General features: G+C 65.4%; 10 protein-coding genes. 7 read left to right on the top strand and 3 right to left on the bottom strand.

What is annotated here, in order from left to right; genetic code table 11:
- Nucleotides 1-37: 37 nt before the first annotated feature.
- The 6 genes from ACFZAI_RS24520 to ACFZAI_RS24495 all read left to right on the top strand — a co-directional run bounded on the left by ACFZAI_RS24520 (nt 38) and on the right by ACFZAI_RS24495 (nt 8,548).
- Nucleotides 38-2,299, top strand: coding sequence for a GNVR domain-containing protein (locus ACFZAI_RS24520; protein ID WP_391569375.1), 2,262 nt, complete (start codon nt 38-40; stop codon nt 2,297-2,299).
- A 20-nt stretch (nt 2,300-2,319) separates the two neighbouring features.
- Entirely contained in the window at nt 2,320-3,723 is a 1,404-nt protein-coding gene (locus tag ACFZAI_RS24515) for a phosphomannomutase/phosphoglucomutase (RefSeq protein ID WP_391569374.1), read from the top strand.
- A gap of 13 nt (nt 3,724-3,736) precedes the next feature.
- On the top strand, nt 3,737-5,404 hold the full coding sequence (pgi, locus tag ACFZAI_RS24510) for a glucose-6-phosphate isomerase (protein WP_391569373.1): 1,668 nt from the start codon (nt 3,737-3,739) through the stop codon (nt 5,402-5,404).
- An 11-nt stretch (nt 5,405-5,415) separates the two neighbouring features.
- The gene (gene galE, locus ACFZAI_RS24505; protein WP_391569372.1) at nt 5,416-6,528 is read left to right on the top strand and encodes a UDP-glucose 4-epimerase GalE; all 1,113 of its coding nucleotides are present in this window, start codon (nt 5,416-5,418) and stop codon (nt 6,526-6,528) included.
- 193 nt (nt 6,529-6,721) lie between these two features.
- Nucleotides 6,722-7,669 (top strand): serine O-acetyltransferase EpsC, encoded by a 948-nt coding sequence (gene epsC, locus ACFZAI_RS24500; protein ID WP_054426518.1) that lies wholly within the window; start codon nt 6,722-6,724, stop codon nt 7,667-7,669.
- Nucleotides 7,670-7,729: 60 nt separating this feature from the next.
- On the top strand, nt 7,730-8,548 hold the full coding sequence (locus ACFZAI_RS24495) for an NAD-dependent protein deacetylase (protein WP_391569370.1): 819 nt from the start codon (nt 7,730-7,732) through the stop codon (nt 8,546-8,548).
- Nucleotides 8,549-8,653: 105 nt separating this feature from the next.
- Here ACFZAI_RS24495 and ACFZAI_RS24490 read toward each other — a convergent pair whose 3' ends face one another.
- The 3 genes from ACFZAI_RS24490 to ACFZAI_RS24480 all read right to left on the bottom strand — a co-directional run bounded on the left by ACFZAI_RS24490 (nt 8,654) and on the right by ACFZAI_RS24480 (nt 12,581).
- On the bottom strand, nt 8,654-9,517 hold the full coding sequence (locus ACFZAI_RS24490) for an inositol monophosphatase family protein (protein WP_391569369.1): 864 nt from the start codon (nt 9,515-9,517) through the stop codon (nt 8,654-8,656).
- 207 nt (nt 9,518-9,724) lie between these two features.
- The gene (locus ACFZAI_RS24485) at nt 9,725-11,194 is read right to left on the bottom strand and encodes an NAD-dependent succinate-semialdehyde dehydrogenase (protein WP_391569368.1); all 1,470 of its coding nucleotides are present in this window, start codon (nt 11,192-11,194) and stop codon (nt 9,725-9,727) included.
- A gap of 124 nt (nt 11,195-11,318) precedes the next feature.
- Entirely contained in the window at nt 11,319-12,581 is a 1,263-nt protein-coding gene (locus ACFZAI_RS24480; protein WP_391569367.1) for a 4-aminobutyrate--2-oxoglutarate transaminase, read from the bottom strand.
- A gap of 96 nt (nt 12,582-12,677) precedes the next feature.
- Between ACFZAI_RS24480 and ACFZAI_RS24475 the strand changes: the two genes are divergently transcribed.
- Complete coding sequence (locus ACFZAI_RS24475; RefSeq protein ID WP_391569366.1) at nt 12,678-14,171, top strand: PLP-dependent aminotransferase family protein; 1,494 nt, start codon at nt 12,678-12,680, stop codon at nt 14,169-14,171.
- Nucleotides 14,172-14,176 lie beyond the last annotated feature (5 nt).

Here is a 14,176-nt window from a genome sequence, read left to right as displayed (position 1 = left end):
GCCGCATCCGCGGCGGCGCCCACGTCTGGAGAGCTGCATGTCGTTGCCCATCGAATCATTCGAGCCGAACGTCCCGGCTCGCCAGCAGGAAACCCCGTTGTCGTCCCATGTGGATGCGATCGTCTCCAACCGATGGATGATCATCGCGATCACCTTGCTCGCCTTTCTGGGCGCCTTGGCCTACGTGATGGTGACCCCGTCGGTGTATTCCGCCGACATCATCGTGCAGGTTGAAGAGGAAATGCCGAACGGCCAGGCGCGCAGCCTGTTGGGCGATGTGTCCGCCATGTTCGACACCAAGGCCGAAACCTCCGGCGAAATGGAAGTGCTGCGTTCGCGCATGGTGGTGGGACCCGCCGTCGATAAATTCCTGCTCTACATCCATGCCAAGCCCCGCTACTTCCCGGTGGTGGGTGAATGGCTTGCGCAGCGTTATGAAGCGCTGCCGTATCCGTCCAGCCTGCCGCGTGGCGGTTACGCGTGGGGCGGAGAATCCATTGCGATCTCGCAGCTGGATGTGCCCAATGAATGGCTGGGCAAGCCGTTTCGCGTGACGACGCTGGGCGAAGGCCGCTACACGCTGACCGACAAATTCACGGGCGCCACGTTCAATGGCACCGTGGGCAAGCCTGAACATTTCCTGTTGCCCGGCGGCGGCGCCATGGACGTGCACATCGACGCGTTGGCAGGCCGGCCTGGCACGGAGTTCACCGTGTCGCGCAGCTCGCGCCTGGCGGCGATTGAAGACGTGCAATCGCACCTGGGCATCTTTGAACGCGGCCGCGCATCGGGCGTGATCGGCGTCACGCTGGAAGGCAACGACCCGGCGTTGACCACCGCGGTGCTGAACCAGATCGGCCAGGAATACGTGCAGCAAAACGTGAACCGGAAGTCGGCGCAAGCGGAGAAATCGCTGGGCTTCCTGGAGCAGCAGCTGCCTATCCTGAAGGGTGAGCTGGACGCGGCCGAAACCAAGTACAACGCCTTGCGCAACAAGCGCGGCACGATCGACCTGAGCGAAGAAGCCAAGCTGATCCTGGCGCAATCGGTGGACGCGCAAACAAAGGTGATGGAGCTGCGTTCCAAGCGCCAGGAACTGATCACGCGCTTTGCGCCCACGCACCCGAGCATCGTCGCCATCGACCGCCAGATTGCATCGCTGTCGGGCGACGTCAGCCGCATCGGCAACAACATCAAGCAGTTGCCCGATCTGGAGCAAGACGTGGTGCGCCTGGTGCGTGATGTGCGCGTGAACACCGAGCTCTACACGGGCCTGTTGAACAACGCGCAGCAACTGCGTTTGATCCGTGCCGGCAAGGTGGGCAACGTGCGCATCCTGGATGCCGCCGTGCAGCCCGACCGCCCCGTGCGCCCCAAGGCCGCGATCATTCTGGGTGTGGCCACCGCCATCGGCCTGATCTTCGGCATGCTGTGCGCCTTTGTCCGCAACGCGTTGTTCGGCGGCCTGTCCGAACCCGAAGACGTCGAACGCTATACGGGCCTGCCGGTGCTGGCCGCCATTCCCTACAGCGATATGCAGGACAAGCTGTGGCGCCGCAGCCGCCGCAAGAACGCGACGGTGCCTGCGCTGTTGGCGCAAAGCCAGGGCAATGCGCCGCCCATCGAAAGCCTGCGGTCGTTCCGCAATGTGCTGCAAGCGTCGCTGCGCCAGTCGGCCAACAACATGGTCATGTTCACCGGCCCGGTGGCGGGCGTGGGCAAGTCGTTCCTGTCGGCCAACTTCGCGTTCATCCAGGGCGGCGTGGGCAAGCGCGTGCTGCTGATCGACGCCGACTTCCGCAAGGGCCAGCTGAACCGCTACTTCGGCGTGCCGAAGGAAGACGGCTTGTTCGAAGTGCTGTCGGGCACGATCCCGCTGGCGCGCGTCAGAAAGCACAGCGTGTCTGAAGGCGTGGACTTCATCGCCACGGGTGCGGTGACGTTCGACCCGTCTGAACTGCTGGCCTCGCCGGTGTTTGGCGCCACGTTGCGCGAGCTGTCTTCGCAATACGACATGGTGATTCTGGACACCGCGCCCGTGCTGTCGTCCCCCGATGCGGCGGTGGTGGGCACGCATGCGGCGGCGGTCATGGTGGTGGTGCGCTCCGGCATGAACACCGTGGGCGAAATCCGCGAAACCGCCAAGCGGCTCATCCAGGCAGGCGCGCCCGTGGATGGCGTGTTGTTCAACGGCTTGAAACTCATGCCGGAACGCTTTGGCTTCCGGTCCAAGTATGGGAGCTATCGATACTCCCGTGCGGCGTATTACGGCGATTTCAAACAGAACGGCCCCAAATAACGCCACCCGGAGAAACTGGCATGCACGGAACTTTTGGCTGGGATACCCCGCAAATTCTGGATGCGGTTTTCAAGGCTTATGACATACGCGGCACGGTGCCGGACGAACTCGATGCACGCTTCGCGCACAGCCTGGGCATGGCGGTGGGCACCAAGGCGCGGGATTTGGGCGCGCGTTCGATTGTGGTGGGGCGCGATGGCCGGTTAAGCAGCGTGGAGCTGGCGGCGGCGCTGCAAGCGGGCTTGCGTTCGGCGGGCATGCACGTGATTGACCTGGGCATGGCGACCACGCCAATGGTGTATTTCGCCACGCGTTTGATGGACACGGGCGCGGGCATTGCGGTGACGGGCAGCCACAACCCGCCCGCGCACAATGGCTTCAAGATTGTGCTGGACGGCGCGTCGCTGTACGGCGAAGGCATCACCGCGTTGCGCGATGCCATGCGCTTGCCGATTGAATCGGCCGACGTGCCGGGCGGGCGCACGCAGATGCAGATCCAGCCCTGCTACGCGGCGCGGCTGGTGGGCGACATCCGCATGGCGCGTCCGATGAAGATCGCCATCGATTGCGGCAGCGGCGTGGCGGGTGCGGTGGCGCCCGCCTTGTTTCGCGCCTTGGGCTGCGAGGTGACGGAACTGTTCTGCGAGGTGGATGGCTCATTCCCCGGCCATCATCCGGACCCTGCCGACCCGCAAAACCTGCAAGACCTGATCTATTGCCTGCGCTATTCCGATTGCGAAGTCGGCCTGGCGTTTGACGGCGATGGCGACCGCCTGGGCGTTGTCACCAAATCGGGACAGATCATCTGGCCCGACCGGCAACTGATTCTGTTTGCGCGCGATGTGCTGGCGCGCAACCCGGGCGCCGAGATCATTTACGACGTCAAGTGCAGCCGCCACGTAGCGCGCGCCGTCGTCGAAGCAGGGGGGCGGGCCACCATGTGGAAGTCAGGGCATTCCCTGATTAAAGCCAAGATGCGCGAGACGGGAGCGCTACTTGCTGGAGAGATGAGCGGCCACATGTTTTTCAAAGAGCGCTGGTACGGCTTTGACGATGGCATCTACGCCGCTGCACGGCTGTTGGAAATTCTGTCGTCTGCGCCGGACCCGTCAGGCTTGCTTGAAAGCCTGCCGCAGTCTTGCGCGACCCCCGAAATCAAGCTGGACACCGCTGAAGGCGAACAGTTCGAACTGGTGGAGACATTGCGCGCACAAGGGGAATTCCCGGGCGCCGTGTCCATCAACGATCTGGACGGCGTGCGGGTGGACTATGCCGACGGCTTCGGCCTGGCGCGTCCATCGAACACGACGCCGACGGTGGTTTTGCGTTTTGAAGGAGACACCGTGGCCGCGTTGGCCCGTATTGAGGAGGACTTCCGCAACGCGTTCCGGCGCATTGCACCTCATGTTCGTTTACCGTTCTAAGGAGCATCACGCGATGGGTAAGGCCAACTATGCGATTGAGGCGTTAAGGGCGAATTCCGGCCTGGCGCAGAGCCCCGAGTGGCAGGCGTTTGCGCAGGCCGCGCAAACTGCCGAATTGGATGCCAGCACGCTGAAAGTGATCGAAGCGGCCGGGTTGTGCGTGGACCTGACCATGCAGCGCCAGTCTCCGGCGCTGGAGGCAGCGGCGTTGAATTTGTTGCAAGCGCGCGGGTTGGCGGATGCCCGCCACGCGCTGTTCGCCGGCGATCCGGTCAACTGGACGGAAGGCAAGCCGGCGTGGCACACGGCGCTGCGCGCTGGCCGCACGCGCGAGCAACCGGACGGCCAGGACGCCGATTCCGTTTGCGAATATTCGCGCATGACGGACTTCGTGCGCCGCGTGGATCAGACGGCAGATTTTTCAACCGTGCTGCATATTGGGATCGGCGGCAGCGACTGGGGCCCGCGTCTGGCCATTCAGGCGTTCGGCGGCCCGTCGCAGCGCCGCCAGATTCGCTTCGTGTCCAACATCGACGGCCATGCGTTTCACGACGCCATCGCCGGGCTGGACCCGCGGCGTTGCCTGGTGGTGGTGTCGTCCAAATCTTTCACCACCTCTGAAACGCTGCACAACGCGCGCGCCGCTATTGCCTGGCTCAAGCAAGGCGGTGTGGCCGACGTATCGGAACATCTGGCGGCGGTTACCGCCAACGCGCCGGCGGCGCGTGCGCTGGGCGTGCCGGCCAGCCAGGTGTTCAAGATGTGCGACTGGGTGGGCGGACGCTATTCGGTGTGGTCGGTGGCGGGCCTGTCGATTGCGTTGACCGTGGGCGCCGATGTGCTGATCGGCATGCGCGCGGGCGCCGAAGCGATGGACCAGCATTTCAGCCAAGCGCCGTTTGCGGCGAATGCGCCGATTCAGCTGGCGTTGGCCGGGCTGGTCAATTGCAGCGTGCTGGGCCACAACTCGTTGAACATCGCCGCGTACAGCGCGCGTCTGCTGCATCTGGTGACCTATCTTCAGCAACTGGAAATGGAGTCGCTGGGCAAGCGCGTGGCGGGCGATGGCACGGCGGTCGGCGTGCCGACTGCGCCCATCATCTGGGGCATGCCGGGTACCGATGGCCAGCACACCTTCTTCCAATGGCTGCATCAAAGCGAAGACGGCGCGCCGGTGGACTTCATCGCCAGCCTGCAAGGGCATACCGACAGCCCGGACGCGCACCGCCTGCTGCTGGCCAATTGCCTGGCGCAGCGTCAAGCGCTGTTGCGCGGCAAGTGCCTGGAGCAAGCGCTGCAAGACGTGGCGCATATCGACGACCAGGAACGCGCGCTGAGCCTTGCGCAGCACATGGTGCATCCGGGCGGACGGCCGTCCACGCTGATCGTGCTGCGTCAACTGGACCCGCGCGGTCTGGGCGCGCTGCTGGCGCTATACGAACACAAAGTGTTTGTGCAAAGCGTGGTCTGGGGCATCAACCCGTTTGACCAATGGGGGGTGGAACTGGGCAAGCGGCTGGCCACGGGCATTGAGCGTGAACTGGCGGTGCCGGTGTCGGCCGGCGTGGTGGACTGGGGGCATGACGCGTCTACCTCGTACTGGATCGACCGCTATCGCGGCCACGCGCAGGCGCCGCGCCCGCGCCATGCATGGGTGCCAGGCATGGCCGCGCACCTTTGACGGAGACGGGCATGCCGGACCTGCATGTGCTGGTGACGGGCGGGGCGGGCTACATCGGCACGCACACGCTGGTGGCGATGGTGGCGGCGGGCCAGCGGCCGCTGGTGCTGGATAACTTCAGCAACGGCAGCCGCGAGGCCGTGCGCCGGGTCGAACAACTGTGCGGCGTGCCGATACCGCTGATCGAAGGCGATATCCGCACGCCCGGGTTGATTGAATCGGTGCTGGCCGGTGCGGCGGCCAGCGGCACGCCGGTAGACGCGGTGTTGCATCTGGCCGGCTGCAAGGCGGTGGGCGAATCGGTGGCGGACCCGCTCAAGTATTACGACAACAACGTCACCGGGTCCATGGTGCTGTTGCGCGCAATGCGTGACACCGGGGTCACGCGGCTGGTGTTCAGCTCGTCGGCCACGGTCTATGGCGAACCGCAATATCTGCCTTTCGATGAATCGCATCCGTTGGCGCCCACCAATCCCTATGGGCGCACCAAGCTGATGGTGGAAGAGATGCTGCGCGACGTCTGCGTGGCGGACCCGGCCTTCAGTGCGCTGACCTTGCGCTACTTCAATCCCATCGGCGCGCACGCGAGCGGCCGCATCGGCGAAAGCCCGCGTGATCTGCCCAATAATCTGTTCCCCTTCATTACGCAGGTGGCGGTGGGCCGCCAGCCATATCTGCGCGTGTTCGGCGACGACTACGACACTGCCGATGGCACAGGCGAACGCGATTATCTGCACGTGATGGATCTGGCTCGGGGGCATGTGCTGGGCTTGTCGCACTGCATGACGCACACAGGCTTTGCCGCGGTGAATCTGGGCACGGGGCAGGGCACGAGCGTCTTGCAGCTGGTGCGCGCGTTCGAAGAAGCCAGCGGCTGCCGGATTCCGCTGAACCGGCAGGGACGGCGCGCGGGCGACGTGGCGCGGACCTGGGCCGACCCGGCGCTGGCGGCGTCGCTGCTGGGCTGGCGCAGCACGCATGACGTGGCGGCGATGTGCGCGGACGGCTGGCGCTGGCAGCAGGGCAATCCGCAAGGGTATGACGCCGAAGCCAATACCGGCCAAGCGGCGGGCGACGTCGCGGGGCTGGCCACCCGCGATTCGGCGGGGCGGGCCGCCGCATAACCCCAATGCCATGTCGGAGGGATTCCGGAAACCGGGCGCCTGCGGTTACAGTTGACGGCATTATTGCGTAGCAGCATGGCGCAGGCGGCGCATCCGCCCGCGCCGTGCACCGTCAGTGAGGCTCTCCCATGTTTGAAATCCATCTGTATGCCGGAGGTCGCGGACAACACCGCGCCCGTCAGGGGCAGTCGCAATGAGCGGCCCCACCTACATCCCGCCCGCCCACTGGAACCTGGACAGCATCGTGTCCGGCCTGCGCGACGCCCGCGTGGCGTGGCGCGGCCCGCGTGGCCGTTTGCGCGAAGACTCGGGCCTGCGCGAGTTCCCGTCGCAGGAAAGCCTGCGCCAGATCATCAAAGACCTCTGTGGCGCCTTGTTCCCGATGCGCCTGGGCCCCATCGACCTGCGCGAAGAAGTCGAAGACTTCTATGTGGGCCACACCATCGGCGCGGCCTTGGACGCGTTGTTGCATCAGGTCTGTCTTGAGCTGCAATACGTGGGCCGCCACGAACACGCGGACCCGGCGCAGACCCAGCAACGCGCCATCGAAATCGTGCGCCAGTTCGGCGCCGAGCTTCCGCGCGTGCGCGCTGCACTCGACCTGGACGTGACCGCCGCCTATCAAGGCGACCCGGCCGCGCACAGCGTTGACGAAGTGCTGCTTTGCTATCCGGGCGTGGCGGCGATGATTCATCATCGTCTGGCCAACGTGCTGTATCGGCTGAACGTGCCGATGCTGGCCCGTATCGTGGCCGAAATCGCGCATGCCGACACCGGCATCGACATCCACCCGGGCGCCACCATCGGCCGCAGCTTCTTTATTGATCACGGCACGGGTGTCGTCATCGGCGAAACTGCCATCATCGGCGACCGCGTGCGGCTCTATCAGATGGTGACGCTGGGCGCCAAGCGCTTCCCGCCCGGTGAAAATGGCGAGCTCAAGAAGGGCCTGCCGCGCCACCCGCTGATTGAAGACGACGTGGTGATCTACGCGGGCGCCACCATTCTGGGCCGCGTCACGATCGGCAAGGGCTCGACCATCGGCGGCAACGTCTGGCTCACGCGCAGCGTGCCGCCGGGCAGCAACGTCACGCAGGCCAGCCTGGTCAGCGACATGCCCGACTGCGGGCTGGGCGGCTAAGCGCCGTCCACGCGGGCGCTGCCCCTGCGGGCGGCGTCAGACCGGCACACAGGAGTCAGGATGGACACACGAGTCTCGGACCTGGCCGCCTTGCGCGGCTTCATCGACCGCCACCCGCGGCTGTTCGTGCTGACGGGGGCGGGCGTCAGCACCGATTCCGGCATCCCCGACTACCGCGACACCGAAGGCGAATGGAAGCGCAAGCCGCCCATGACGTTGCAGACGTTCATGGGTGACGACCTGGCGCGCGCCCGCTACTGGGCGCGCAGCATGGTCGGCTGGCGCCGCTTTGGCCACGTCAAACCCAACGACTCGCACCGGGCGCTGGCGCGGCTGGAATCGCAAGGCCGCATCAGCGTGCTGGTCACGCAAAACGTGGATGGCCTGCATGAGGCCGCGGGCAGCCGCGAGGTCGTGGACCTGCACGGCCGGCTGGATGAAGTGCGCTGCATGAACTGCGATTGGCGCGGCGGCCGCCAGCCCTGGCAAGAGGCCTTGCAGCAGGGCAACCCCTATTGGACATCGCTGGACGCCACCGATGCGCCCGACGGCGACGCGGATCTGGACGGCGAAGATTTCTCGCAATTCACCGTGCCGCCGTGTCCGCGCTGTGGCGGCATCGTCAAACCGGATGTGGTGTTCTTCGGCGAAACCGTGCCGCGTGAACGGGTCGACCGCGCCAACGCGGGCTTGATGAGCGCCGACGCGGTGCTGGTCGTGGGCTCATCGCTGATGGTGTATTCGGGTTACCGCTTCGTGACGGCGGCGGCGCGAAATGGCTTGCCGATCGCCGCCATCAACCTGGGCCGTACCCGCGCTGACAGCCTGTTGACCCTGAAGGTGGAACAGCCTTGCGCGGTGGCGCTGGACGCCTTGTAACCGGCCGGTTTTTGACCGGTCTAAGCAAGTGCTTGCCCTGTAAGGGATTTTTCCCGCTGTTACAGACCTTTCCAAAGGGTTGTCCACAGGAACTGTGGATAATTCCTAGGGATTACCCGCGTCTGCCAGCTCGATGGCCTCGCCCAGCAAGGCCTTGCGGGCGGCGTGCCAGCTGCCGGCGTCCGGTGCGTACAGCAGCCCGCCGGTGCGATGCGTGGGCTTGTAGGGCGATCCGTCAAAGCGCGCGGCGTATCCGCCAGCTTCGCGGTGCAGCAGCCAGCCCGCCGCGTGGTCCCACGCCGTCAACTGGTTGTACAGCGCGATGTGGCAATGCCCGGCGGCCAGCATCCGGTATTCATGCGCGGCGCAACGCAGCGACGCGGTGCTGCCCAGACGCGACAGATGGCTGTTGACGGTGGTGCGCAGCGGCTCGGGCAGGGCGCCCGTGGCGATCAGGCCGTCCATGTCTTCCAAAGGCGCAGGCGGCGCCACGGTGAGCGGCACGCGCCGGCCGTTCTCGTATTCCATCCAGGCGCCTTCGCCGCGCACGGCCAGCGCGCTGTCGCGGTTGACCGGGTCGTAGATTACGCCCGCGATGACGTCGCCGCGATGGCAGGCCGCGATCATCATGCCGAACAGCGGCAGGCCCGCCACGTAGTTGCGGGTGCCGTCGATAGGATCAATCAGAAAGGCCAGGTCGGCGTCGACCAGCATGTTCAGCAAGGCCGGGTTGCGCGCGGACGCCTCTTCACCAATGAGCACGGCGCCCGGATGCAGCTTGGCCAGCCGCGCGCCGATCATGCGTTCGGCGGCTTCGTCAGCGTCGGTGACCAGATCGCGCGGCGAACTCTTGCCCCGCACCGAGCCTTCCGGCAGGTTCCGAAAGCGCGGCATGACTTCCGTCAGGGCGGTTTCGGCCAGCACGGCGGCAAGCTTGCGGGTGTCCTCAAGGGTAAAAGTTCTGCTCATTCGGTGTCATCCAGGGAACGCGCAAATCTATCACGCCTGAGCGGCAATTGATCGTGATTTATAAGTCACTGGATTGAAAGGACATTTTCCGGCTATGCAGGAGTTATCTGCCGGGTTGTCCACAGTTGCTGGGGATAAGCGGGGCAGGTCTGGTGACCTGCCGGCTTATCCCCGGTGCGCGGCAGGGCGCCGCGCACCCATTGGGCGTCAGGCGCCCAGATCGACGCAGAGGTACTTGATTTCGAGGTATTCCTCGATGCCGTACTTCGAGCCTTCGCGGCCCAGGCCGGATTGCTTCACGCCGCCAAACGGGCCGACTTCGTTCGAAATCAAACCGGTGTTGATGCCGACGATGCCGTATTCCAGCGCTTCGGACACGCGCCAGATGCGGGCGTAGTCGCGCGTGAAGAAATACGCGGCCAGACCGAAGATGGTGTCGTTGGCCATGCCGATGACTTCTTCTTCCGTTTCGAAGCGGAACAGCGGCGCGACCGGGCCGAAGGTTTCTTCGGTGGCAAAGCGCATCGACTGCGTCACGTCGCGCACGACGGTCGGCTCGAAGAACGTGCCGCCCAGCGCATGCGGCTTGCCGCCAGCAATGACCTTGGCGCCGTGCGAGGTGGCGTCGGCGATGTGCTCCTGCACCTTTTCCACGGCGTTGGCGTCGATCAGCGGACCTTGCGTCACGCCATCGGCAAAGCCGTCGCCCACCTTCATGGCGTTGACCTTGGCGACCAGGCGCTTGGCGATTTCTTCATACACGCCGGCCTGCACGTAGATGCGGTTCGCGCACACGCACGTCTGGCCTGCGTTGCGGTACTTGGACGCCAGGATGCCGTCGACCGCGCGGTCCAGGTCGGCGTCGTCGAACACGATGAAGGGCGCGTTGCCGCCCAGTTCCAGCGACAGCTTCTTGATAGTCGGGGCGCATTGCTCCATCAGCGTGCGGCCGACTTCGGTGGAACCCGTGAAGCTCAGCTTGCGCACCACGTCGCTTTCGCACAGGGCGGCGCCGATGTCGCGCGAGCTGCCGGTGATGACGTGGAACACGCCTGCCGGCACGCCGGCTTCTTCGGCCAGCACGGCCAGCGCCAGCGCGGTCAGCGGGGTTTGCTGAGCAGGCTTGACGACCATGGTGCAACCGGCAGCCAGCGCGGGGCCGACCTTGCGGGTGATCATGGCGGCCGGGAAGTTCCACGGCGTGATGGCGGCGGTTACGCCGATGGGCTGCTTCAACGCCAGCAGGCGCTGGCCGGCCTTGGGGCTTTGCAGCACGTCGCCGTCGATGCGCTTGGCTTCTTCGGCAAACCATTCCAGGAACGACGCGGCGTAGGCGATTTCGCCGGCGGCTTCGGTCACGGGCTTGCCCTGCTCGGACGTCATGATGGCGGCCAGGTCTTGCTGGTTCTGCATCATCAGTTGCGCCCACTTCAGCAGGATCGCGGCGCGTTCCTTGCCGGTCTTGGCGCTCCAGGCCGGCAGCGCGGCTTGGGCGCTGGCGATGGCTTGTTCGGTTTCCTTGCGGCCCAGCTTGGGCACGGACACGATGGTCTTGCCGGTGGAGGGGTTGTCCACCGGAATCGACGCGCCATTGCCGGCGCCAACCCACTTTCCGTCGATGTAGCAGGCGTCGCGCAGCAGTTCAGGGCGCGACAGGGGGTGAGTCAAAGCGGTCATTATCGGAGTCTCCTTGAATGAAATGCAGCGGGGTCAGGAAACGGCTGCGGGCGTGGCGGTAAACCGCTGCACGCCCGCAATTGCCATGCCTGCCCACCGGCTATCGGGGTTCAGGCCCTGAACGTCAAACGGCCAGCGCTTCCGACAGGATAACCAGCGCGCGGTCGAATTGCGCGTCGGGAATTGTCAGGGGGTACAGGAAGCGCAGTACGTTGCCGTACACGCCGCAGCTCAGCAGGATCAGGCCTTGCTCCAGCGCGCGCGCTTGCACACGCTTGACGGCTTCGGCGTCCGGCTTGCCTTGGGCGTCGTTCAGTTCCAGCGCCACCATCGAACCCAGGCCACGCACATCGGCGATGGCCGGCACCTTGGCGCGCAGGCCTTCCAGATGGGCGCGCAGCTTCTCGCCCAGCACGTTGGCGCGGTCGCACAGCTTTTCTTCAGCGATGACGTCCAGCACGGCGTGCGCGGCGGCAACCGCCAGCGGGTTGCCGGCGTAGGTGCCGCCCAGGCCGCCAGCGGCCGGGCCGTCCATGACATCGGCGCGGCCGACAACGCCCGAAATCGGGAAGCCGCCGCCCAGGCTCTTGGCCATGGTGATCAGGTCGGCTTGCACCGAGTGGTGTTCCATTGCGTACAGCTTGCCGGTGCGGCCAAAGCCCGTTTGCACTTCGTCGGCGATCAGCAGGATGCCGTGCTCGTCGCAGAGCTTGCGCAGCGCGGTCATCAGTTCAGGCGGGGTGATGTTGAAGCCGCCTTCGCCTTGCACCGGTTCGATGATGATGGCGGCCACGCGCTTGGGATCGATGTCGCACTTGAACAGCAAGTCCAGCGCCTTGAGCGAGTCGGCAACGCTGATGGACTGCGTGGCGTTGGGGAACGGCACGTGATAGATGTCGCCGGGCATCGGGCCGAACGACAGCTTGTACGGAGCGACCTTGCCGGTCAGCGCCATGCCCAGCATGGTGCGGCCGTGGAACGAACCCGAGAAGGCGATGACGCCCGAGCGGCCCGTCGACGAACGCGCGATCTTGATGGCGTTTTCAACGGCTTCGACGCCGGTCGTGAAGAAGGCGGTCTTTTTCAGGCCATCGATGGGGGCCAGGCGGTTGATGCGCTCAGCCAGCGAGATGTAGCCTTCATACGGCACGATCTGGTAGGCAGTGTGCGTGAAGTTGTCCAGCTGGGCGGACACGGCGGCCTTGACCTTGGGGTGCAGATGGCCGGTGTTCAGCACGGCGATGCCGCCTGCGAAATCAATGTATTCCTTGCCGTTGGCGTCCCACAGCGTGGCGTTTTCGGCGCGCACGGCGTAGAAGTCGCACATGACGCCAACGCCGCGCGGCGTGGCCAGGGAACGGCGGGTATTCAGGTCCTGATTCTTCATCTCTGCCTCGGGGAACGTGATGGGCGGGAAAAACCTTATTTAATGCTACGATGGCCCCATTTGTGGGAACCACTTTGATAAAACAGGTAGAACCAATTGCGGTCCATTGTTGGTGACTTGCTGCTGCTGCGCTTGGCGGATGGCTCTACTGAGCCGATGAACAAGCGCCTGTACCGCGGAATCCGTGAAGCGATCCTCGATGGCGCCATCGCGGCGGACTCGCGGCTGCCCGCCTCACGCGACCTGGCCGCCGAACTCGGCATCGCCCGCAACACCGTTGTTCACGTCTACAGCCAGCTGCTGGCCGAAGGCTATACGCGCAGCCGCCAGGGCAACGGCACCTTCGTCAACGCGTCGGTGCCGGATTCGTATCTGGCCAGCGGCCGCCGCCTGCGCCAGCCGCCGCAAGCGCAGCCCGGCCCGGCGTTGTCGCCGCGCGGTGCGGCCATTGTCGATGGCGTGTCGGCCTCGCCTTATCAATGGGGGGCGTTCATGCCGGGCGTGCCTGACCTGACCGAATTCCCGCACAAGAAGTTTGGCCGCATTTTCAGCGCGCTGTGGCGCAACCCGTCGCCCGACTTGCTCACCTACGCCTACGGCGGCGGCCTGCCTGCGCTGCGCGAGGCCCTGGCCCAGCATCTGGCGCTGACGCGTTCCATTGATTGCGACCCGGAACAGATCATCATCACCGAAGGCTCGCACCAAGCCATCGACCTGACCACCCGCATCCTGGGCGAAGCCGGCGAAACGGCGTGGGTCGAAGACCCGGGCTACTGGGGCGCCCGCACCATCCTGCAAGCCAATGGCCTGCACACCGTGCATTTGCCCGTGGACGAAGAAGGCATGCGCCTGCCCGACACGGTGGGCACGCCGCCGCGCTTCATCTTCGTCACGCCGTCGCATCAATATCCGCTTGGCCCTGTCATGTCGTTGACGCGGCGCCGCCAGTTGCTGGCGGTTGCGCGGCAGTGCGGCAGCTGGATCATCGAAGACGATTACGACAGCGAGTTCCGCTTCTCGGGCCGGCCCATTGCATCGCTGCTGGGCCTGGAGCCAGACGCGCCCGTCATCTATATGGGCACGTTCAGCAAGACGCTGTACCCGGGGCTGCGCGTGGGCTATCTGGTGCTGCCCAAGCCGCTGACGGCCGCGTTCCAGGCCGCGCACGCCGAGCTCTACCGGGAAGGGCATTTGATGACGCACGCGGCGCTGGCGACCTTTATTTCAGAAGGCCATTACGCCGCGCACATCCGCCGCATGCGCATGCTGTATGGCCGGCGGCGCGCGATGCTCGTCAATTTGATTGAACGCCGCCTGGGGCCGGAATGGCTGCATCGCGACGCCAGCATGGCGGGCTTGCATCTGGTGCTGACGCTGCCGCCCGATATGGACGACCTGCGCGTGGTGGACGTGGCGCGCAGCAAGGGCGTGCTGACGCGGGCGCTGTCGCGCTATTACGTGAATGACGAAGGGCGGCGGCCGGGGCTGCTGTTGGGGTACGCCTGTGTGCCCGAGCACGATATCGCGCGCAAGTTCGAGGTGCTGCTGGAAAGCCTGGCGGAAGTGGCGCGCAGGCCGGCCGCGGCTTGAGCGGT

The organism is Achromobacter sp. NPDC008082 (assembly GCF_042957345.1).
Classification (GTDB): Bacteria; Pseudomonadota; Gammaproteobacteria; order Burkholderiales; family Burkholderiaceae_B; genus Achromobacter; species Achromobacter kerstersii_A.
Note: the sequence above shows the minus strand (reverse complement) of the source record. Positions and strands in the feature narration are given on the sequence as shown.